The following is a 20,919-nucleotide window of genomic DNA, read 5'->3' as shown; positions in this document are numbered from 1 at the left end:
CAGAAAACACCAGTTGTTCTTTGCAGGAGCTCACGAGCAGCGCGAGGCAGGGACAGCGTTTTGCCTGACACACCGCGATCGCTGGCCTCGTAACCTCGGTGAGCTCCTACGAGGTCCACGTTTTATCTGAAACGCCGCGAACTTGTTCGCGAAGCGTCGTTATTGCGTACACAGAGATAACGCCTCGCCAACAAGTTGGCTCCTACATGGGGTGCGCTAATCAGCCATCTCTCAACAACGCCGCATACCCTTCTTTGTACGTCGCATAACGCGGCACCCAGCCCAGTGCCTTGGCGCGTGCGTTGCTGCAGCGTTTGCTGCCGGAGCGGCGCAGGGTGGCGTCTTCGGTCCATTGGGTCACACCCAGGTACTCGCGCATCCATTGCACCACCTCTGCCAGCGGTGCCGGGGCATCGTCGACGCCTATGTAGCAATCATCCAGCGGGACGCCCCGTGAGTCCGCATTAAGCAAAAACGCCAGCAGGCCTGCGGCATCGTCCGCGTGAATCCGGTTGCCATATAAAGGTGGGTCGATTGCCACGTTGTAGCCTTGGCGAACCCGGTTCGACAAATCACTGCGGCCCGGCCCGTAGATCCCGGTCAAGCGCACAATGCTGGCGGGGAAACCGCTGTTCAGAGCCAGTTGCTCGGCCTCCAGCATGACTTTGCCAGAGAAAGTGCTGACGTCCGTCGGCGAAGTCTCGTCGACCCATTCTCCGTTTTGCTGACCGTAAACGCTGCTGCTCGACACGAAGATGATGCGTTTGGGCTGTTGACGATGCTTTTCAAGCCAGCCCAGTACCTTGCGCAACCCTTCTACGTACGCGGCTCGATAGCCTGCCTCGTCACGATCGGTGGGCGTGGCGCAGTACACCAGATAGTCGAGTGGCGTGGTGGGCCAGGCGGCGGGGACTACCGAGTCGAAAAGGTCACCCGCGACGCCAATAACCCCGGCGGGCAAGCGCGAAATATTACGCCGCAAGCCATACACGACCCAGTTCTGCGGGATCAACTGATTGGCAAGTCGACTTCCGATGTCGCCGCATCCGGCTATCAAAACAGAAGGGGCAGGCATGACTTATCTCCATAAAAAAGGCGAATTAGAGCGGTCGAAACAGGAGTGATTCTTAATCACCAGGCTGCGGCCAATAGAAAAAAAGTTACAGTATTACTTTTGCTAACAAGAATTGTTTGCAATAATGCCGGCCCGTTTGTTCTCCTCCCGCGTCGAGCGCTACCACTCGATCCAGCAGAACGACCCATCATTCTTCATTCAGGTCCGGCCAGCATGACACGTACTAATTCCTCCGCTTCGCCAACCCAGCTACCCAGCCTGTCGCGTGCATGGCATGGGATCGCAGCGCTGCTGTTGAGTCTGATGCTTGCACCGGCTGCACTCGCTGATCAAGCTGCCCCGACCAATCCTGCTGCCAGCCCTGCTCCTGTGACGGCTCCGGCAACCACAGCGGCCCCGACTACAGAAACCACCGCACCGGTGGCTCCTGCACCTGTCGAAGGTCCGGCGGTTGTTGAAGAGGATAACAGCCTGGGCATGGCCCATGACCTGTCGCCTTGGGGCATGTACCAGAATGCTGACATCATCGTGAAAGCCGTGATGATCGGTCTGGCGATTGCTTCGATCATTACCTGGACCATCTGGATCGCCAAGGGTTTCGAGTTGCTGGGCGCCAAGCGTCGTCTGCGTACCGAAATCGCCAACCTGAAAAAAGCTCGTACGCTCACCGAAGCCAGCGAAAGTGCTGCCAGGCCGGGGACCTTGGCCAATCTGCTGGTGCACGACGCGCTGGAAGAGATGCGTCTGTCAGTCAACAGTCGTGAACGTGAAGGCATCAAGGAGCGCGTGAGCTTCCGTCTTGAGCGTCTGGTTGCCGCCTGCGGCCGCAACATGAGCATGGGCACCGGCGTTCTGGCTACCATCGGCTCGACTGCACCGTTCGTAGGTCTGTTCGGTACCGTATGGGGCATCATGAACAGCTTCATCGGCATCGCCAAAACCCAGACCACCAACCTCGCCGTTGTGGCCCCTGGTATTGCTGAAGCCTTGCTGGCGACGGCGCTCGGTCTGGTTGCTGCGATCCCTGCGGTGGTTATCTACAACGTCTTCGCGCGTTCCATTGCCGGTTACAAGGCGCAGGTTTCCGACGCATCGGCACAGGTGCTGCTGCTGGTCAGCCGTGATCTCGATCACCAGCCGACCGAACGCTCTCAGTCTCCGCACATGGTCAAGGTGGGCTAAGCCTTGGGCATGCATCTGAAAGAAGGCGATGATGATCTCGCCGAAAACCACGAAATCAACGTCACGCCGTTCATCGACGTCATGTTGGTATTGCTGATCATCTTCATGGTGGCGGCGCCCTTGGCGACTGTCGACATCAAGGTCGATCTGCCAGCCTCGACGGCCAAGCCGCAGCCCCGACCAGAGAAGCCTGTCTTTCTCAGCGTCAAGGCCGACCAGAGTCTTTACCTGGGTGATGACAAGGTAACTCGTGAACAGCTAGGTCAGATCCTCGACGCCAAGACGCAAGGCAAGAAGGACACCACAATCTTCTTCCAGGCTGACAAAGGCGTGGATTACGGCGACTTGATGGAAGTCATGAATGCCCTGCGCGGTGCGGGTTATCTGAAAGTGGGTCTGGTCGGTCTAGAGACGGTTGGTAAGAAATGATCAGTACGCGCCAAAAACTGACGCGCTATAGCGGTAGTCTGTTGTTGGTGCTGGCCGTGCACGCCATTGCGGTCGTGGTCGCACTTCGCTGGCCGACATCCCAGCCCATCGAGTTGCCACCGGCAGCGATGATGGTAGAGCTGGCTCCAGAACCGGAGCCCGCACCGCCGCCGCCCCCGAAAGTCGTGCAGCCGCCGCAACCGCCTGCGCCTGAGGAAGAAATTCCCGTGCCCAAAGTGGCTGAAGTCGAGAAGGCCGAAATCGCGGTGCCCAAGCCAGTGGTCAAGCCCAAGCCTAAACCGCAGCCGCCGAAGCCGGTGAAGAAGCCTGAGCCACCTCAGGAAAAGCCTGCTGACGAAAAACCGGTTGATACGCCACCAACCACCGCACCCGTGCAGAAGTCGGTTGCGCCGACACCACCGAGTCCGCCGTCGCCGCCGAGTAATGCGCTGCCGAATTGGCAAAGTGATCTGCTGCGCCATCTGGCCAAATACAAGAAGTACCCGGAAGACGCTCGTCGTCGCGGCATGCAAGGGGTCAGCCGTCTGCGCTTCATCGTGGATGCTGATGGCAACGTCGTGTCGTATTCGATTGCCAGCAGTTCAGGCAGTCCGGCACTGGATAGAGCGACGATGGAGATGATCCGTCGTGCTCAGCCACTGCCAAAACCTCCGGCCGAAACGCTCAACAACGGCACCATTGAGATCCTGGCACCGTTCGTTTACTCGCTGGATAAGCGCTAAATCGCAATTTTGATACAACGCAGTAGCTTGATAACGTGCGTCTATCGATTGCAGCCGCTATGCTGGGGCCGCAACTTCATGGACGCACGTTATGACTCTCACAGAATTGCGCTACATCGTAACCCTCGCTCAAGAACAGCACTTCGGCCATGCCGCCGAGCGTTGTCACGTCAGCCAGCCGACATTGTCGGTCGGCGTGAAAAAGCTTGAAGATGAACTTGGTGTGCTTATTTTCGAGCGCAGCAAGAGTGCCGTGCGTCTCACACCTGTAGGTGAAGGCATTGTTGCCCAGGCACAGAAGGTTCTCGAGCAGGCTCAAGGCATCCGCGAGTTGGCCCAGGCTGGCAAAAACCAGCTGACCGCGCCGCTGAAAGTCGGCGCGATCTATACCGTCGGGCCTTATCTGTTCCCCCATCTGATCCCGCAACTGCACCGGGTCGCCCCGCAGATGCCGTTGTACATCGAAGAAAACTTCACTCACGTTTTGCGCGATAAGCTGCGTAACGGCGAGCTGGACGCGATCATCATCGCCTTGCCGTTCAATGAAGCCGACGTGCTGACCATGCAGCTCTATGACGAGCCGTTCTACGTCTTGATGCCTGCTGATCACCCGTGGACCCAGAAAACGACCATCGACGCCTCGGCCCTCAACGACAAGAGCCTGTTGCTGCTCGGTGAAGGTCACTGCTTCCGCGATCAAGTGCTCGAAGCCTGTCCGACCCTGACCAAGGGCAGCGAAGGCGCCAAGCACACCACCGTTGAATCCAGCTCGCTGGAAACCATTCGTCATATGGTTGCTTCCGGGCTTGGCATCTCGATCCTGCCGATGTCGGCGGTGGACAGCCATCATTACGCCCCAGGCGTGATTGAAGTGCGTCCGTTGACCCCGCCGGTGCCGTTCCGCACTGTTGCGATCGCCTGGCGCGCCAGCTTCCCGCGGCCCAAGGCGATTGAAATTCTCGCTGATTCCGTGCGCTTGTGCTCCGTGGCTCGTCCGAAAACCGAAGCGAGCTGAGTGCAGGCATGAGCGAGTTGTCCCACGTCTCGGTCACGGCGCTCAAGGGCGTCGGCGAGGCCATGGCCGAGAAGCTCGCCAAGGTCGGCCTGGAAAACCTGCAAGACGTCTTGTTCCATCTGCCATTGCGTTATCAGGACCGGACACGGGTCGTGCCGATCGGCCAGTTGCGTCCCGGCCAGGATGCGGTGATCGAAGGTACGGTCAGCGGCGCGGATGTGGTGATGGGCAAGCGCCGCAGCCTGCTGGTGCGGTTGAACGACGGCACCGGCAGCCTGAGCTTGCGCTTCTACCACTTCAGCAATGCCCAGAAAGACGGCCTCAAGCGCGGCACCCATATCCGTTGTTTTGGCGAGGCCCGGCCCGGTGCTTCCGGTCTGGAAATCTATCACCCTGAATACCGCGCCCTGACCGGCAGCGAACCTGCGCCGGTGGAACAGACCCTGACGCCGATCTACCCGACCACCGAAGGCCTGACCCAGCAGCGCCTGCGTCAGTTAAGCCAGCAAACCCTGGCCATGCTCGGCCCGAAGAGCCTGCCGGACTGGCTGCCGGAAGAGCTCGCCCGTGATTACCAGCTTGCACCACTGGACGAGGCGATTCGCTATCTCCATCACCCGCCAGCGGACGCCGACGTCGAAGAGTTGGCGCTGGGGCATCACTGGGCGCAGCATCGGCTGGCGTTCGAAGAATTACTGACGCATCAACTGTCCCAGCAACGCTTGCGTGAGAGCCTGCGCTCCCAGCGCGCTCCGGCATTGCCATTGGCGAAAAAGCTGCCGAAGCAGTTTCTCGCCAACCTTGGCTTCCCGCCTACAGGTGCCCAGCAGCGCGTGGGCAAGGAAGTCGCCTACGACCTGAGCCAGCCGGAGCCGATGTTGCGCCTGATTCAAGGGGACGTGGGCGCAGGCAAGACTGTTGTCGCTGCGCTGGCCGCCTTGCAAGCGCTGGAAGCCGGTTATCAGGTGGCGCTGATGGCTCCGACCGAGATTCTCGCAGAGCAGCACTACATCAACTTCAAGCGCTGGCTGGAGCCACTGGGCATTGAGGTGGCGTGGCTGGCGGGCAAGCTCAAGGGCAAGGCGCGGGTTACGTCGCTGGAGCAGATTGCCACCGGTACGCCAATGGTGGTCGGCACCCATGCGCTGTTTCAGGATGAAGTGCAGTTCAAGAATCTGGCACTGGTGATCATCGACGAACAGCACCGTTTTGGCGTGCAGCAACGTCTGGCCCTGCGCAAAAAGGGCGTGGGCGGTCTGATGTGTCCGCATCAGTTGATCATGACCGCCACGCCGATTCCGCGCACCCTGGCCATGAGCGCCTACGCGGATCTGGACACTTCGATCCTTGACGAACTGCCCCCAGGCCGTACGCCGGTCAACACAGTGCTGGTGGTCGACACTCGACGCATTGAAGTCATTGAGCGCGTGCGTGCCGCATGCGCCGAGGGACGGCAGGCTTATTGGGTGTGCACGTTGATCGAAGAATCCGAAGAACTCACCTGCCAGGCCGCTGAGACTTCTTTTGAAGAGCTGACCAGCGCACTGGGCGAATTCCGGGTCGGTCTGATCCATGGGCGGATGAAGCCCGCTGAAAAAGCCGCAGTCATGGCTGAATTCAAACAGGGCGCCTTGCAGCTGCTGGTGGCGACGACGGTGATTGAAGTCGGCGTAGACGTGCCCAACGCCAGCCTGATGATCATCGAGAACCCTGAGCGGCTGGGTCTGGCCCAGTTGCACCAGCTGCGCGGCCGCGTGGGACGTGGCAGCGCGGTGAGCCATTGCGTGTTGCTCTACCATCCGCCTCTTTCCCAGATCGGCCGTCAGCGGCTGGGCATCATGCGCGAGACCAACGACGGTTTCGTGATTGCCGAAAAAGACCTTGAGCTGCGCGGCCCTGGTGAAATGCTCGGCACCCGTCAAACCGGGCTATTGCAGTTCAAAGTGGCCGATCTGATGCGCGACGCAGATTTGCTGCCCGCAGTGCGTGATGCTGCCCAGGCGCTGCTTGAGCGCTGGCCGCAACATGTCAGTCCGCTGCTGGAGCGTTGGTTGCGCCACGGTCAACAATACGGTCAGGTGTGAAGCAGGTCGTCGCTTTGACGATCCCGTCACACCGTTAACAACCAAGCTGGTTATACTTCAGCGACTGTAAGAATTCGGATACTGACCATGACAGAAGTTGCCCACGTCGATGAAGCTCCTCACACCCCGTCCGTTATTCGGCAATTGCTTGGGAAACTAGGCATCAGCTACAGCGAGGTCTCTGACCATCCTCAGCTGCTGAGCGAGCGAAAGGTCCAGGCGGTGCTGGTTGAGGATGCGGTGGGCGCACTTCTGATTCTGTTCCCCCAAAGCCAGTTGCTGGATCTTGCCCGTATTACCGAGCTGACCGGCCGCAAACTGGTGGCGGTACCCAACAGCCGTCTGCTCAAGATGCTCGCCAAACACAGCCTGCAGGTTCTGCCGGGCCTGCCCGCGCTGACCAGCTCGCCATGCCTGTATGACGAGCGTCTGTTGCAGGAGCCTTCGGTACTGATCGGTTCGGGCGAGCTGGGTGTACTGCTGGAAATCAGCAGCGATGATTTCAAAACGATGCTGAACAAGGCCAGTGCTGCCCACTTCGGCGAGTTGCTGAGCACGATCCACCCCAATCTCGACCGTCCTGATGACGACCGCGAAGAAATCACTCAGGCGATGCATGCCTTCACGGCCCGTCGCATCCAGCAGCGTCTGGAAGCCACGCTGGAAATCCCGCCGCTGGCCGGGACTGCCCAGAAAATCATCAAACTGCGTGTTGATCCTGATGCGACCATTGATGACATCACCGGTGTCGTCGAGACCGACCCCGCACTGGCTGCCCAAGTGGTGAGCTGGGCGGCTTCGCCTTACTACGCGTCGACCGGCAAGATCCGTTCGGTAGAAGACGCTATCGTCCGGGTTCTGGGTTTTGATCTGGTAATCAACCTGGCGCTAGGCCTGGCGCTGGGCAAGACGTTGAGCCTGCCAAAGGATCATCCGCAGCAGACTACACCTTATTGGCAGCAGTCGATTTACACCGCTGCTGTCATTGAAGGCCTGACCCGCGCCATACCGCGTGCGCAGCGCCCCGAGGCAGGCCTGACCTATCTGGCCGGGCTCCTGCATAACTTTGGCTATCTGCTGCTGGCCCATGTGTTTCCGCCGCATTTCTCGCTGATCTGCCGCCAGCTGGAGGTCAACCCGCACCTGCACCACAGCTATGTTGAACAGCATCTGCTGGGTATCAGCCGTGAGCAGATGGGTTCATGGCTGATGCGTTACTGGGACATGCCGGACGAGTTGTGCACAGCCCTGCGTTTTCAGCATGACCCGATGTACGACGGTGAACATAGCGTCTACGCCAACCTGGTTTACCTTGCGGTACGCCTGCTGCGCCAGAACGGCATTGGCTCGGGACCCCAGGAAGTGATCCCTGACGAAATCTACACCCGGCTGAACCTGCCTCGGGAAAAGGCCGAGGAATCGGTGCGCAAGGTGCTCGACGCCGAAGTTCTGCTGCGGGAATTGGCGTCTCAGTTTTCGTCTTGATGCAGATTCCCCTGTGGGGCCGGTGCTTCTGTGGGAGCGAGGCTTGCCCGCGATAAGGCTGGACGCTATTTAATGTGAATCGCGTCCAGCCTTATCGCGGGCAAGCCTCGCTCCCACATTTGATCCCATTCATCCAGCCTAAACCGTCTCACCAGCCTCCCCCGGCAATTGCTCATCCAGATGCAGCCACGGCAGACGATTGTCGGTCCAGATATGGCGGCTTGCGGGCGCGTGCTCAGGGTGGTCAAAAGTCGCGACGGTCACGTCAATCTCTTCGGGACTGTTGCGGGAAAGCAGAGCCAGTTGTGCCCCGCAGTTATTACAGAAATAACGCACACACGTCGGGCCTGAGTCATAGGCCGTCGGGCTGCCCTCAGTCCACTTGAACGACGTGACCGGCACCGAAATCCAGGTCATGACGATCCCGCCCGAGGTCCGTCGGCAAATCGAGCAATGACAATGAGCGATGTCCCGCAAAGGTGCTTCGAACTGATAGCGCAGGCTGCCGCAATGGCAGCCGCCAGTGATGATCGGGTCCATTTTTTCCCCAGTAGAGCCGGTGGTCGATAAAGCGTCTGACCGCGCCGGCGCGTATTCGTCTTTAGGTGTAGGCGCTCAAAGGTTTCAGCTGCGAAAGGTGAATGAAAGCTTGGCCCATTAGGATCCTCCCACCGCCGGCAACAGACCGGTCAGCCACATGTGCGTTTTCTGACGTGCAAAGGCCCAGTTAACAACAACAAATGGTGACCCTGATGTGCTCTAGTGCCCTGCTTCATTCCCCGCTTTCGCCCCAACTCCATGCGCCGCTCTTTTTGAGCTGATTCGCCCTTCGCCTATTCGATTCGCGTAATGCCTGGAGTATTTCTATGTTGACCTTCCTCGGCTTTGCCATGGTTGTTGCTTTCATGTACTTGATCATGAGCAAACGGCTGTCCGCGCTGATTGCCTTGATCCTGGTGCCGATCATCTTCGCCTTGTTCGGCGGTTTTGGCCCGACCATTGGCCCGATGATGCTGGCTGGTATCACCAAGCTTGCGCCGACTGGCGTGATGCTGATGTTCGCCATTCTGTACTTCGCCTTGATGATCGACTCAGGCTTGTTTGACCCGGCAGTGCGCAAGATCCTGCAGTGGGTCAAAGGCGACCCGATGAAAGTGTCGGTGGGCACCGCAGTGCTGGCGCTGGTGGTTTCCCTGGATGGCGACGGTGCAACGACTTACATGATCTGCGTTGCTGCCATGCTGCCGCTCTACAGCCGCATCGGTATGAGCCCACGCATCATGGCTGGCCTGATCATTCTGGCGGGCGGCATCATGAACATGACCCCATGGGGCGGGCCGACAGCTCGTGCAGCCAGTGCCTTGCACGTTGATGCATCCGATATTTTCGTACCGATGATTCCAGCCATGTGTGCCGGGGTAGTCGCACTTCTGCTGATCGCGTACTTCTACGGTAAACGTGAGCGTGCTCGTCTGGGCGAACTGCACCTGCATGGCGACGAAGCCGACCACAGCGAAATCAGCGTTTCGCAATTCCCGGATGCCCGTCGTCCGAAGCTGATCTGGTTCAACGGCGCACTGACACTGGTGCTGATGATCGCCCTGATCATGGGCCTGTTGCCACTGCCAGTGCTGTTCATGATCGCGTTCAGTATCGCGATGATCATCAACTACCCGAACCTGCAGGATCAGAAAGACCGTATCGCCGCTCACTCCGGTAGCGTGCTGGCGGTGGTTGGTCTGATTTTCGCCGCCGGTATTTTCACCGGTATCCTGACCGGCACCGGCATGGTCGATGCCATGTCCAAAAGCCTGTTGGCGGTCATCCCGGAAGCACTGGGTCCGTATCTGGCTGTGATCACTGCACTGGTCAGCATGCCGTTCACGTTCTTCATGTCCAACGATGCCTTCTACTACGGCGTATTGCCGGTATTGACCGAAGCCGCTGCTCACTACGGCATCAGCCCGGTGGAAATGGCCCGCGCTTCGATCGTCGGCCAACCGGTTCACCTGCTTAGCCCGCTGGTCCCGTCGACTTATCTGCTGGTTGCGCTGGCCGGCATCGAGTTTGGTGACCACCAACGCTTCACCTTGAAGTGGGCAGTGCTGGTCTGCCTGTGCATAATGGTTGCCGCTTTGCTGATGGGCATTTTCCCGCTGTACAGCAGTCTGTAACTTCAGACCCCATAGTTTTGTGGCTCAAGTCGGTCTCCAGGCCGAGCTTGAGCCCTGAACGTTAAACGCTCAAAGGATTATGTATGGAATGGTTCACCAATCCTGAAATCTGGATTGCCTTCTTCACCCTGACTGCCCTGGAGATCGTCCTGGGCATCGACAACATCATCATGATCTCGATCCTGGTCAGCCGTATGCCCAAGCATATGCAGGCGCGCACCCGGATCTTTGGTCTGGCGCTGGCCATGGTCACGCGTATTCTGCTGCTGCTGTCGATCACCTGGATCATGCGCCTGACGGCAGATCTGTTTGTAGTCTTTGGCCAAGGTATTTCCGGCCGCGACATGATCCTGTTCTTCGGTGGTCTGTTCCTGCTGTGGAAAAGCTCGCAAGAGATCTACCACGGTCTGGAAGGCGAAGAAGAGTCAATGGATGGACCGAAAGGTGCTGGTGGCAAGTTCATCTACACCATCATCCAGATCGCGATCATCGACATCGTGTTCTCGCTGGACTCGGTCATTACCGCCGTCGGCATGGTGTCCCACGTACCGGTCATGGTTGCAGCGATTGTCGTCGCGGTACTGGTCATGATGGCCTGCGCTGGCGCCATCAGCGATTTCATCGAGAAGCATCCTTCCCTGAAGATGCTCGCGCTGTCATTCCTGATCGTGGTGGGTACGGTGCTGATCGCTGACGCCTTTGACGTGCATGTGCCAAAAGGCTACGTGTACTTCGCCATGGCGTTCTCGCTGGCGGTTGAAGCCATCAACATCAAGATGCGCATCGCGACGGCCAAGAAAAAGGCTCAGAGCGAGCCGGTCAAGCTGCGCAAGGATATTCCGGGCCAGTAAGCCGGTTGCCTGTGTCAAAAGAACGGGGCCATGCAGGCCCCGTTTTTTATTGGCCCGATACACGGCTGTCGTGGGACCGGCTTTAGCCGGGAAGAGGTCGGTACCTCCACTGCATACGCATTGATAGAGCTGGCGCATTCCCGGCTAAAGCCGGTCCCACGTCGCACTTCAGCTTGCGGTCAACCGTAGACTCTCCCACAGGATCGAAGCACAGATCTATCTGGCTGATTTGTTACAGATTTGTTTCAATGGGGCCAGTGTCAGCCGAAGCTGGCGTTTGAGGCAAAGGCCGACTAAAGGTTAGTTACACCCTTCACCGCGCCATCCGCCGACATTTTAATTTTCTGCCCTAACGGGCAAACCTCAGGGGGCTTTCCGTATGCTGACCCTGCTCGATTTGCTATCGGCTGTCGCCTTGCTGATCTGGGGCACCCACATTGTTCGCACCGGCATTCTGCGGGTGTATGGCTCGCAACTGCGTCAGGTCATCAGCCAGAACATGTCCAAGCGTCCGCTGGCGTTCATCGCCGGGATTCTGGTCACAGCGCTGGTACAGAGCAGTAACGCCACGGCCATGCTGGTGACTTCATTCGTGGGCCAAGGTCTGATGGCGCTGACGCCAGCGCTGGCGATCATGCTGGGGGCCGATGTCGGCACTGCGCTGATGTCGCGGATCCTCACGTTCGACTTGTCGTGGCTCTCGCCGCTGCTGATCTTCCTCGGCGTAATTTTCTTCCTGTCGCGCAAACAGACTCGAATCGGACAATTGGGCCGCGTCGCCATTGGTCTCGGGCTGATCGTGCTCGCCTTGCAGCTGATCGTCACCGCTGCGGCGCCGATCACCCAGAACGCCGGCGTCAAAGTGCTGTTTGCGTCCCTCACCGGCGATCTGTTGCTCGATGCCTTGGTGGGGGCAATGTTTGCCCTGATTTCCTACTCCAGCCTGGCGGCGGTGCTGCTGACGGCGACCTTGGCCGGTGCGGAAATCATCAGCCTGCCGGTGGCGATTGGTCTGGTGATCGGCGCCAACATCGGCAGCGGCTTGTTGGCGTTTCTGAGCACCAGCATGCAGAACGTTGCCGGGCGGCAAGTGGCGCTGGGCAGTCTGCTGTACAAACTGTTCGGCCTCTTGCTGATCATTCCGGTACTGGATCCGCTGGTACACTGGATCGACAGCCTGGGCTTCAGCCCTCAGGACATGGTCATTGGCTTTCACCTGGTCTACAACACCTCCCGCTGTCTGATCATGCTGCCAACCGTAGGTTGGATGGCGCGGCTGTGTGCATTCCTGCTGCCTGAGCGTGCGGAGGTCAACGGTCTGGCCAAACCGCGTCATCTGGACCTGACCGCGCTGTCCACGCCAAGCCTGGCCCTGGCCAATGCCGTGCGCGAAACCTTGCGCATGGGTGACCTGATCGAAGGCATGCTCGGCTCGATGCTCGAAGTGCTGCGCGGTACGCAAACATCGGTTACTCAGGAAATCCGTCGCCTCAACGATGACGTCGAAGCCCTCTACAGCGCCATCAAGCTGTATCTGGCGCAGATGCCCCGAGAAGACCTCGGCGAACAGGACAACCGGCGCTGGGCAGAAATCATCGAGCTGACCATCAACCTGGAACTGGCGGCTGGCTTGATCGAGCGCATGCTGCGCAAGGTCCAGCAGCAGAAGACTTCCCAGCGCCGCTCTTTCTCTGAAGTGGGTCTGGAAGAACTCGCCGGCCTGCATTCACAGCTGATGTCGAACCTGCGCCTGGGTTTGTCGGTGTTCCTCAGTGGCGATCCGGAAAGTGCTCGTCAGTTGTTGCGTGAAAAGCGCCGCTTCCGCGCTCAAGAACGGCGTCTTGCCCACGCTCACGTCAGCCGCCTGCAACGCAAAGTTGTGCAAAGCCTCGAAACCAGCTCACTGCATCTCGAGCTGATTGCTGACATGAAGCGTCTGAATTCGCTATTTTGCAGCAGTGCTTACGTGGTGCTTGAGACAGCTGATACTGGCGCGCTGTCAAGCGAAAGCCCGCCGAATCCGTCCGTGTAAAGGACTTATGGTGAACGTACCAGGCACATCGAAGTCTGTTAGACATACTGGCCCGCAAGGAAGCATGTTTTATGCGTTGCCTGCTGTTCGCTTGTCTGTTTTTGGTTTCACTGTCTTCATCTGCTCTCGACCGCTTTCAGGTTGAGGGCTATCTGCTGCCCAATGGTCTGCAATTGCTGCTCAAGCCGGGCTATGAAAAAGGTCATGTAGCGATTCGCCTGGTGGTGGGCATAGGTTTTGACGACTTCCCCTGTAAAGACAAGGAATTGCCTCATCTGCTGGAGCATATGCTTTTCAGTGGGGTGGACGACTCCGGTGAAGGCGGACTTGAAGAGCGCATGCAGGCGCTGGGCGGCGACTGGAATGCATTCACCAGTAACACTGACACTACGTTTGTCATCGAAGCCCCTGCGCAAAATCAACGCAAGGTCCTGGACCTGCTGCTTGAAGTTCTGAGCAAAACTCATTTCGACGAGTCGGACCTGGATACCGTCAAGCGCATCGTAGAGCGTGAGGACGGCGGACATTACTCGCACCTGCAACGCTGGCTCGACCGCAAGGACCTGGGCCACAGCGCGAGCAGTCAGTTGGCGGTGGAAATGGGCCTCAAGTGCGCCGAGCGCCCGCAAGTCGGTCACATCGAGCTGGATCAGATCGAGGACGTGTTCAAAGCCTGGTATGCGCCGAACAACATGACGCTCATTGTGGTTGGCGATCTGGATCGGCTGTTGCCTGGCTATCTGGAGCGCACTTACGGCGAACTCGATGCGGTCGATCCCACCGAGCACCCGATGTTGGCCGAGGCTAATGGCAACGCCGATGCAGAACGCACCCTGATCCGCGGCGGGCTGGGTGATGGCGCACGGCTGCACCTGATTTTTACTGAGCCGCTGCTGGACGATCAGCCTGATGAAACCCTGCAATTGCTCGACGACTATTTTGAATGGGCGTTGTACAGCGACTTGCGCTTGAAGCGTGGCTTGTCTTACGGCCCTTGGGTGGATCGCGAAGTCTTTGGTGGCAGCGGCTTCATTAGCCTTAATGCCGACGTGGAAGGTGACGATGTCGAGCAGGCCAAGGATGCCATGCTTGAGGTGCTCAAGCATCTGCAGGCAGACGGCCTCGACCCGGCCACCTTCGCTCGCATCAAACAGGCCGCCATCGTTAAACAGGCTTGGGCGGTGCAGGGCAATAGCGCGCTCGCGGACTATTATTGGGGGGCGATCAATGACTATGACAAAGGCCGCTTCGCCGACCCGGTCAAACGCTACAGGGCCGTCAGCCTGGACAGCGCCAACCGCGTCATGCGCGAGCTGCTGGCGCAAAAAGGCTACTGGCGCATCGAGCAGCCGCTGCTGAGCTACAACCAGCTTTATTGGCTGGTGGTAGGGGCGATTGGCTTGGTGGTGTTACTGATTGGGTGGCGTATAAGCGTGTATCGCCGGAGAAGGTAGACCTGAAAACGCGATTCTCCTCTGGGAGCGGTGCTTGCCCGCGATAAGGCTGAATGCGGTTTGACTTTAGAATTGCGGTGCCCTTATCGCGGGCAAGCACCGCTCCCACAGCGCTGTTATCCTGCTGGCGCTTTCTCCCTGACGACCAAGTGAATCGCCGAAATGCCTGAGTGGAAATCCCTGATCAACCGCGTAATCAACCTGATGAAACGCTATCCAGGACTAATTGCGGCGGGTGGTTTCATTTCGGGGATCGCCAGCTTCATCCTGGTGGATCGCCAGGAAGGACTGGCGACCTGGATTGCGGTGGTCATGCTCGTCAGCTGGCTGTGGCTGATGGTCGAAAGCAGCGCCATGGTGCTGTTCACCAAAGTCTTCAAGCGTGAGATCCCTTCGGGGCTGTTGCGTTACGGCACGCAGATGATCCACCAGGAAAGTCTGTTTTTCGTTCTGCCGTTCTTTTTCATCACTACCACCTGGAACAGCGCCCAGGCAGTGTTCACCGGCCTTCTGGGCGCGGCGGGACTGATTTCCATCATTGATCCGCTGTACTACAAATGGCTCGCGCCCAAACGCTGGTTGTTCATGGCGCTGCACACGCTGACGCTGTTTGCCGCGCTGCTGACCGCCTTGCCGATCATCCTGCACCTGACCACGGCCGAGAGTTACAAGCTGTCGTTGGGGATCGCCATGCTGTTGTCATTCCCCAGCCTGGCGTCGAGCTTCCCGATGAATACCTGGCGGCGCGGGGCAGGCGTGTTGCTTGCGATCCTGCTCATCGGCGGCGCGGGCTGGTTGCTGCGCTCATGGGTACCGCCCGCAACCCTGTGGCTGACTGAGGTTGCTGTCAGCACCGACTTCGACAACAAGAACCGTAAGCCCGGCGACAGCATCACCGAGATCAGCGTTAATCAGCTACGCGCTGGCGGGCTTTACGCCTACACCTCAATCAACGCGCCTCGCGGCCTGGAAGAGCGGATCTATCACGTGTGGCGCCACAACGGCGAAGAGGGCGAGCGCATTGCGCTGGATATTCATGGTGGGCGTAAAGAAGGCTATCGTGCCTGGACCCACAAACAGAATTTCCCTCAGGACGCTGTCGGCAACTGGCAGGTCAGGGTGCTGACCGAAGACGGGCAAATGATCGGCGTGCTGCGCTTCAAGGTCACCGATAATGACCAGCCAGCCGTCACGCGTCAGTCAGGCAGGATAATCCGCCTGAAGCCGGGTGGCGACGGCAACAGCGCGGGAAAAGCCGAGCCGCAAGATTCGAACAGCGATTCAGAAACCAAAGCGCGTGAGCCCGCCGCTGAAGAACCCAAAGCTGCGGCTCCGAACGATCAATAACAGGCACGCTCATGACGACGCCCACGCTTGCCGCATCTGCCGAAGAGGTTTCCGCCACCGCTAGCGAGCGTCCGGGCCGCGCCGTGCTGGATACCTCCGGCCAGCCGGTGCAACTGCGTATTTCCGGCGACTGGACACTCCAGCATTACCGAGTGCTCAAGCGCCAGACTGACGAGCTGGGCGGCAATTACGACGCCACTGTGCCCGTCGATCTGAGCGGCCTCCACGCACTGGACACTGCGGGCGCCTCGCTGCTGGTCGAGTTGCTCGGCACTGAGCGCCTGGCCCGGCTGGCGGTGCAGGCGCCTGACTTGCCGGTGTCCAGTCGCGCTCTGCTGCAAACCATTCAGTCGGCGTTGTGCGATTACTGCGCGCCGGTCAAAGAGCCTGAAGTCGCGGTGGGTTTGCAATTGCTCTCGCGCATCGGCGGCGCGGTCTACACGTTGTGGACTGACACCCTGCAATTGCTGGGCTTCATCGGCCTGATCATCGAGACCTTGCTGCGCAACATTTTTCGCCCACGGCGCTGGCGCATGACGTCGGTGTTTGTGCATATCGAGCAGACCGGCCTGGACGCCGCGCCCATCGTGGCGCTGCTGACCTTTCTGGTAGGCGCCGTGGTGGCGTTTCTCGGGGCCACCATACTCAAAACCTTCGGCGCTACGATCTTCACCGTGAATCTGGTCGCGTTCTCGTTCTTGCGTGAGTTCGGCGTGTTGCTGACCGCGATTCTCATGGCCGGCCGCACCGCCAGTGCTTTCACCGCGCAAATCGGCTCAATGAAGGCTAATGAAGAAATCGACGCCGTCCGCACCCTGGGCCTCAGCCCTGTGGAGCTACTGGTGCTGCCCCGGGTGTTGGCGCTGTTGGTCTCGTTGCCGCTGCTGACTTTTCTGGCAATGATCTGCGGCATCATTGGCGGCGGTGTGGTGTGCGCCGTGTCGCTGGATATTTCCCCGGCAATGTTCCTTTCACTGTTGCAGAAGGACATCGGCGTCCAGCACTTCCTGGTGGGCATGGTCAAGGCTCCCGTGTTTGCCTTTCTGATCGCGGCCATTGGTTGCCTGGAAGGTTTCAAAGTCAGCGGTAGCGCCGAGTCGGTGGGCGCGCGCACCACCTCCAGCGTGGTGCAATCGATTTTCGTGGTGATCGTGCTCGACGCCATGGCGGCGTTGTTTTTCATGGAGATGGGCTGGTGAGCAAGGTGCCGATAAGTCGTGAGGCGGTGATCGAGGTGCGGGGGCTGTGCAATCGATTCGGGGCTCAGAGCGTGCACGAAAACCTCGACCTGGATTTGTACAAGGGCGAGATCCTGGCCGTGGTTGGCGGTTCGGGCAGTGGTAAATCCGTACTGTTGCGTAGCATCGTCGGCTTGCGTCGTCCGGATGCGGGTAGTGTCCGGGTGTTCGGTCAGGATTTGCAGAGCCTGTCGGAGCAGGATCGCTCGCAGGTTGAGCGGCGCTTCGGCGTGTTATTCCAGAAGGGCGCTTTGTTCTCGTCCCTGACCCTCACCGAGAACGTCGCGCTGCCGCTGATTGAACACGCAGGTCTGAGCCGCGATGAGGCCGAGCATCTGGCCGGGGTCAAGCTGGCGCTGGCCGGTTTGCCGCTGTCATCGGCACACAAATACCCAGCGTCCTTGTCTGGCGGCATGATCAAGCGGGCAGCCTTGGCGCGGGCTCTGGCGCTGGATCCGGACATTCTGTTCCTCGACGAACCCACCGCCGGGCTTGATCCGATTGGTGCTGCAGCCTTTGACCAGTTGATCCTGACATTGCGCGACGCGCTGGGTTTGAGCGTGTTTCTGGTCACCCATGATCTGGATACCCTCTACACCATCACAGATCGTGTGGCGGTACTGTCGCAGAAGCGGGTGCTGGTCGCGGACCGGATCGACAAGGTCTCGGCCACCAACGACCCCTGGATTCATGAATATTTCCACGGCCCTCGTGGCCGGGCGGCATACTCCGCTTCCTTGCAGAAAGAGGTCTGACGATGGAAACCCGTGCCCATCATGTGTTGATCGGCCTGTTCACGGTACTGGTGGTGGCGGCTGCGTTGCTGTTCGGGCTGTGGCTGGCGAAGTCCAGCGTCGACTCAGCGTTCAAAGACTACGAAGTGGTGTTCAACGAAGCGGTGACCGGCTTGTCACGAGGCAGCGCTGTGCAGTACAGCGGGATCAGAATCGGTGATGTGATCGAGCTGCGCCTGGACCCCAACGATCCGCGCCGGGTGCTGGCGCAGATTCGTATTGCCGGTAGTACACCGATCAAGCAGGACACTCAAGCCAAGCTGGCGCTGACCGGGATTACCGGTGGCTCGATCATTCAACTCAGCGGCGGCACGCCCCAAAGTCCGGAGTTGACGGGTAAGGATGGCCATCTGCCGACCATCATCGCCTCACCGTCCCCCATCGCGCGCTTGCTTAACGACAGCAACGACATGATGAGCAGCGTCAGTGAGCTCATGCACAACGCGAACACCATGTTTTCTCCGGAGAACGTGCGCAACCTCACCCTTACCCTGGATCATCTTGAGCAGACTACCGGCGCGATTGCCGATCAGCGCGATGACATTCGCCAGACGCTCAAGCAATTGGCTCAAGTGGGTAAACAGGCCAGCGCCACGCTGGAACAGACTGCCGCCCTGATGCGCAATGCCAATGGCTTGCTCAACAGCGATGGCAAACAGATGTTCAGCAGCGCCGAAAGGGCGATGAAGTCTCTGGAGCAGAGCAGCGCGACGATCAACAATGTGCTCAACAACAACCAGCATTCGCTGGATAACGGCCTGCAAGGTCTGGGTGAACTGGGGCCAGCAGTGCGCGAATTGCGCGAGACGCTGTCTTCACTGCGCGCCATCTCCCGCCGCCTGGAAGCCAATCCCAGCGGATATCTGCTGGGCAGCGACAAGAACAAGGAGTTTGAGCCATGAGAGTTGTTGCAGAGAACGACACCGTAGGAGCGCGCTTGCCCGCGATTGCGTCAGGTCAGGCGCCTAATATTTCGACTGACAGACCGTATCGCGGGCAAGCGCGCTCCTACAGGTTGGCACTACTCCTCAGTGTTGCCCTGACCAGCGCCTGCTCCATCCTGCCCAAATCCGAACCCTCCGACGTCTACCGTTTACCCGTCGGCGCCACGGCCTCCGGCGTGGCGCAACCGGTACCGTGGTCGCTTCGCCTGGCCCGCCCCAAAGCCAGCGAAACCCTGGACAGCCCGCGCATCGCGGTTTTGCCGCAAGGCGACCTGATCAGCAGCTACAAAGGTGCGCGCTGGACCGATCCGGCGCCGGTGCTGTGGCGCAACAGATTGCTGGATGCTTTTGCCAGCGATGGTCGAGTGCAGCTACTCAGCACCGACGACAGCAACCTGCAGGCGGATTTCCAACTGGGTGGAGAGTTGCAGGCCTTCCAGAGTGAATACCGGGGTCAGGCCATTGAAGTGGTCATTCGTCTTGATGCGCGACTGGTCAGTGATAACCAGCGGATCATCGCCACCCGCCGCTTTGAAGTACGCCAGCCGGTGGGCGACAAGCAGGTGCCCGCCGTGGTGGCGGGCTTTGGTAAAGCCAGTGATGGGTTAGCCGCCCAAGTGCTGCGCTGGACCGTCGAGCAAGGCCAGAAGCACTACGTCGCAGTGGCGCCGAAGAACCAGTAGCAGACGAAAATCGCCGCAACCACGCCGGCAAATTCAGCCAGCAGTGCGCAACCCACAGCATGGCGCGCGCGCTGAATACCCACTGCGCCGAAGTACACGGCCAATACGTAGAAAGTGGTTTCGGTGCTGCCCTGAATGGTCGCCGCTACCAGAGCCGCGAAGCTGTCCACACCTTGGGTCTGCATGGTCTCGATCAGCATCGCCCGGGCGGCACTGCCCGAGAACGGCTTGACCATTGCAGTCGGCAGCGCATCGACAAAGCGGGTGTCCAGACCCAGCCATTGAACCAGATGGCGAATACCTTCCAGACCCAGGTCCAGCGCGCCCGAAGCACGCAGCACGCCGACCGCGCAGAGCATTGCCACCAGATACGGCAACAGCCCTTTGGCGACATCAAACCCTTCTTTTGCGCCTTCGACGAACGCTTCGTAAACCTGCACCTTGCGCAGAGCACCGATCACCAGAAACAGGATGATCAGCCCGAACAGCGTCAGGTTGCCGAGGATCGAGGACAGGCCTGCCAGCGCTGCCGCTGACATGGTCGCCAACAACGCCATGAAGCTGCCGAGGATCAGCGCGCCAGGGATCAGATACGCCAGCACCACCGGGTCCCACAAACGAAGACGCTGCATGAACGCCACAGACAGCAGGCCTACCAATGTGGAAGCGCTGGTCGCCAGCAGAATCGGCAGGAACACCAGTGTCGGATCGACAGCCCCTTGTTGGGCGCGGTACATGAAAATCGACACTGGAAGCAGCGTCAGCGACGACGCGTTGAGGACCAGAAACAGAATCTGCGCGTTAGTAGCAACGGTTGCGCTGGGGTTGAGCTCTTGCAGTGAGCGCATGGCCTTGAGGCCGATGGGGGTTGCAGCGTTGTCCAGGCCAAGTGCGTTGGCGGCGAAGTTCAGGGTAATCAAACCCAGCGCCGGGTGCCCCCGCGGGACTTCTGGCATCAGGCGTAGAAATAACGGCCCGAGGACTTTCGCCAGCCAGTCGACGATTCCGGCTTTCTCTGCAATCCGCAGAAAGCCCAGCCAGAGCGTGAGAGTGCCGAACAGCAGGACCATGACTTCGACAGACAGCTTTGCCATCGCGAAGATGCTTTCGACCATGGCGGCAAAAATGCCCGCGTTACCGCCAATCAGCCATTGCCCGAATGCAGACACTGCTGCTATGAGAAAAAAACCGAGCCATAGGCCGTTAAGCATTCACAAGTCCCCCGCAAGATGCCGCGATGATAGCGGTGGCGGAGCAAACAACAAACCCTTAAGGCAGAGTCATTTGCAACATGGGAGGTATGGAGCGCAGGGCTCATCGATCATCTGTGGGAGCGGTGCTTGCCCGCGATAGGAACACCGCGGTTTTCCAGGCAGATCACCTAGACCC

18 protein-coding genes are annotated in these 20,919 nt (G+C 59.3%); 15 read left to right on the top strand and 3 right to left on the bottom strand.

The annotated features are described in order from the left end of the window. Positions 1-220 precede the first annotated feature (220 nt). A complete protein-coding gene (locus tag IV01_RS20690; RefSeq protein WP_032626297.1) occupies positions 221-1,075 on the bottom strand; it encodes an SDR family oxidoreductase in 855 nt (284 codons plus the stop codon). Between the two features lie 213 nt (positions 1,076-1,288). Between IV01_RS20690 and exbB the strand changes: the two genes are divergently transcribed. From exbB to IV01_RS20720, 6 genes are all read left to right on the top strand, one after another. Continuing rightward, positions 1,289-2,257: a tonB-system energizer ExbB gene (gene exbB, locus IV01_RS20695; RefSeq protein WP_032626296.1), complete on the top strand. Its 969-nt coding sequence runs from the start codon at positions 1,289-1,291 to the stop codon at positions 2,255-2,257. 3 nt (positions 2,258-2,260) lie between these two features. Further along, positions 2,261-2,686 (top strand): TonB system transport protein ExbD, encoded by a 426-nt coding sequence (gene exbD / locus IV01_RS20700; RefSeq protein ID WP_032626293.1) that lies wholly within the window; start codon positions 2,261-2,263, stop codon positions 2,684-2,686. Next, complete coding sequence (locus IV01_RS20705) at positions 2,683-3,429, top strand: energy transducer TonB (RefSeq protein WP_032626291.1); 747 nt, start codon at positions 2,683-2,685, stop codon at positions 3,427-3,429. Before exbD ends, IV01_RS20705 begins: the two co-directional genes overlap by 4 nt. A gap of 91 nt (positions 3,430-3,520) precedes the next feature. Then, complete coding sequence (locus tag IV01_RS20710; protein ID WP_032626289.1) at positions 3,521-4,444, top strand: hydrogen peroxide-inducible genes activator; 924 nt, start codon at positions 3,521-3,523, stop codon at positions 4,442-4,444. An 8-nt stretch (positions 4,445-4,452) separates the two neighbouring features. Continuing rightward, entirely contained in the window at positions 4,453-6,528 is a 2,076-nt protein-coding gene (recG, locus tag IV01_RS20715) for an ATP-dependent DNA helicase RecG (protein WP_032626287.1), read from the top strand. Between the two features lie 87 nt (positions 6,529-6,615). Then, positions 6,616-8,013 carry an aminoacyl-tRNA deacylase and HDOD domain-containing protein gene (locus tag IV01_RS20720; protein ID WP_032626285.1) on the top strand — a complete coding sequence of 466 codons (1,398 nt, stop codon included), beginning with the start codon at positions 6,616-6,618 and terminating at the stop codon, positions 8,011-8,013. A 138-nt stretch (positions 8,014-8,151) separates the two neighbouring features. Here the strand turns inward: IV01_RS20720 and IV01_RS20725 are convergent, their stop codons facing one another. Then, entirely contained in the window at positions 8,152-8,553 is a 402-nt protein-coding gene (locus IV01_RS20725; RefSeq protein WP_032626283.1) for a GFA family protein, read from the bottom strand. 326 nt (positions 8,554-8,879) lie between these two features. Between IV01_RS20725 and IV01_RS20730 the strand changes: the two genes are divergently transcribed. The 9 genes from IV01_RS20730 to IV01_RS20770 all read left to right on the top strand — a co-directional run bounded on the left by IV01_RS20730 (position 8,880) and on the right by IV01_RS20770 (position 19,530). After that, positions 8,880-10,187, top strand: coding sequence for a CitMHS family transporter (locus IV01_RS20730; protein WP_032626280.1), 1,308 nt, complete (start codon positions 8,880-8,882; stop codon positions 10,185-10,187). 83 nt (positions 10,188-10,270) lie between these two features. Further along, positions 10,271-11,038 (top strand): TerC family protein, encoded by a 768-nt coding sequence (locus IV01_RS20735; protein WP_032626279.1) that lies wholly within the window; start codon positions 10,271-10,273, stop codon positions 11,036-11,038. Positions 11,039-11,417: 379 nt separating this feature from the next. Further along, complete coding sequence (locus tag IV01_RS20740) at positions 11,418-13,070, top strand: Na/Pi cotransporter family protein (protein ID WP_032626277.1); 1,653 nt, start codon at positions 11,418-11,420, stop codon at positions 13,068-13,070. A gap of 71 nt (positions 13,071-13,141) precedes the next feature. Next, entirely contained in the window at positions 13,142-14,524 is a 1,383-nt protein-coding gene (locus tag IV01_RS20745; protein ID WP_032626275.1) for a M16 family metallopeptidase, read from the top strand. Between the two features lie 162 nt (positions 14,525-14,686). Next, on the top strand, positions 14,687-15,871 hold the full coding sequence (locus tag IV01_RS20750; protein ID WP_032626273.1) for a DUF5924 family protein: 1,185 nt from the start codon (positions 14,687-14,689) through the stop codon (positions 15,869-15,871). An 11-nt stretch (positions 15,872-15,882) separates the two neighbouring features. Continuing rightward, the gene (locus IV01_RS20755; RefSeq protein WP_050507292.1) at positions 15,883-17,070 is read left to right on the top strand and encodes an ABC transporter permease; all 1,188 of its coding nucleotides are present in this window, start codon (positions 15,883-15,885) and stop codon (positions 17,068-17,070) included. Between the two features lie 5 nt (positions 17,071-17,075). Then, entirely contained in the window at positions 17,076-17,864 is a 789-nt protein-coding gene (locus IV01_RS20760; protein ID WP_418903508.1) for an ABC transporter ATP-binding protein, read from the top strand. 2 nt (positions 17,865-17,866) lie between these two features. Continuing rightward, complete coding sequence (locus IV01_RS20765) at positions 17,867-18,805, top strand: MlaD family protein (RefSeq protein WP_032626268.1); 939 nt, start codon at positions 17,867-17,869, stop codon at positions 18,803-18,805. Continuing rightward, positions 18,802-19,530 (top strand): ABC-type transport auxiliary lipoprotein family protein, encoded by a 729-nt coding sequence (locus tag IV01_RS20770; RefSeq protein WP_080290215.1) that lies wholly within the window; start codon positions 18,802-18,804, stop codon positions 19,528-19,530. Before IV01_RS20765 ends, IV01_RS20770 begins: the two co-directional genes overlap by 4 nt. Here IV01_RS20770 and IV01_RS20775 read toward each other — a convergent pair. Then, positions 19,500-20,741: a nucleoside recognition domain-containing protein gene (locus IV01_RS20775; protein WP_032626265.1), complete on the bottom strand. Its 1,242-nt coding sequence runs from the start codon at positions 20,739-20,741 to the stop codon at positions 19,500-19,502. The two genes, IV01_RS20770 and IV01_RS20775, sit on opposite strands and share 31 nt — an antisense overlap. Between the last annotated feature and the right edge of the window lie 178 nt (positions 20,742-20,919).

It is taken from the genome of Pseudomonas syringae (assembly GCF_000737245.1).
GTDB classification, from domain to species: domain Bacteria; phylum Pseudomonadota; class Gammaproteobacteria; order Pseudomonadales; family Pseudomonadaceae; genus Aquipseudomonas; species Aquipseudomonas syringae_J.
Note: the sequence above shows the minus strand (reverse complement) of the source record. Positions and strands in the feature narration are given on the sequence as shown.

Bases quoted from the DNA above. Each gene is read 5' to 3' on its own strand.
- IV01_RS20705 (WP_032626291.1), top strand. From the start codon at position 2,683: ATGATCAGTACGCGCCAAAAACTGACGCGCTATAGCGGTAGTCTGTTG.
- IV01_RS20770 (WP_080290215.1), top strand. From the start codon at position 18,802: ATGAGAGTTGTTGCAGAGAACGACACCGTAGGAGCGCGCTTGCCCGCG.
- IV01_RS20755 (WP_050507292.1), top strand. From the start codon at position 15,883: ATGACGACGCCCACGCTTGCCGCATCTGCCGAAGAGGTTTCCGCCACC.
- IV01_RS20735 (WP_032626279.1), top strand. From the start codon at position 10,271: ATGGAATGGTTCACCAATCCTGAAATCTGGATTGCCTTCTTCACCCTG.
- IV01_RS20720 (WP_032626285.1), top strand. From the start codon at position 6,616: ATGACAGAAGTTGCCCACGTCGATGAAGCTCCTCACACCCCGTCCGTT.
- IV01_RS20745 (WP_032626275.1), top strand. From the start codon at position 13,142: ATGCGTTGCCTGCTGTTCGCTTGTCTGTTTTTGGTTTCACTGTCTTCA.
- exbB (WP_032626296.1), top strand. From the start codon at position 1,289: ATGACACGTACTAATTCCTCCGCTTCGCCAACCCAGCTACCCAGCCTG.
- IV01_RS20710 (WP_032626289.1), top strand. From the start codon at position 3,521: ATGACTCTCACAGAATTGCGCTACATCGTAACCCTCGCTCAAGAACAG.
- IV01_RS20750 (WP_032626273.1), top strand. From the start codon at position 14,687: ATGCCTGAGTGGAAATCCCTGATCAACCGCGTAATCAACCTGATGAAA.
- IV01_RS20765 (WP_032626268.1), top strand. From the start codon at position 17,867: ATGGAAACCCGTGCCCATCATGTGTTGATCGGCCTGTTCACGGTACTG.
- IV01_RS20740 (WP_032626277.1), top strand. From the start codon at position 11,418: ATGCTGACCCTGCTCGATTTGCTATCGGCTGTCGCCTTGCTGATCTGG.
- IV01_RS20725 (WP_032626283.1), bottom strand. From the start codon at position 8,553: ATGGACCCGATCATCACTGGCGGCTGCCATTGCGGCAGCCTGCGCTAT.
- recG (WP_032626287.1), top strand. From the start codon at position 4,453: ATGAGCGAGTTGTCCCACGTCTCGGTCACGGCGCTCAAGGGCGTCGGC.
- IV01_RS20775 (WP_032626265.1), bottom strand. From the start codon at position 20,741: ATGCTTAACGGCCTATGGCTCGGTTTTTTTCTCATAGCAGCAGTGTCT.
- IV01_RS20690 (WP_032626297.1), bottom strand. From the start codon at position 1,075: ATGCCTGCCCCTTCTGTTTTGATAGCCGGATGCGGCGACATCGGAAGT.
- IV01_RS20730 (WP_032626280.1), top strand. From the start codon at position 8,880: ATGTTGACCTTCCTCGGCTTTGCCATGGTTGTTGCTTTCATGTACTTG.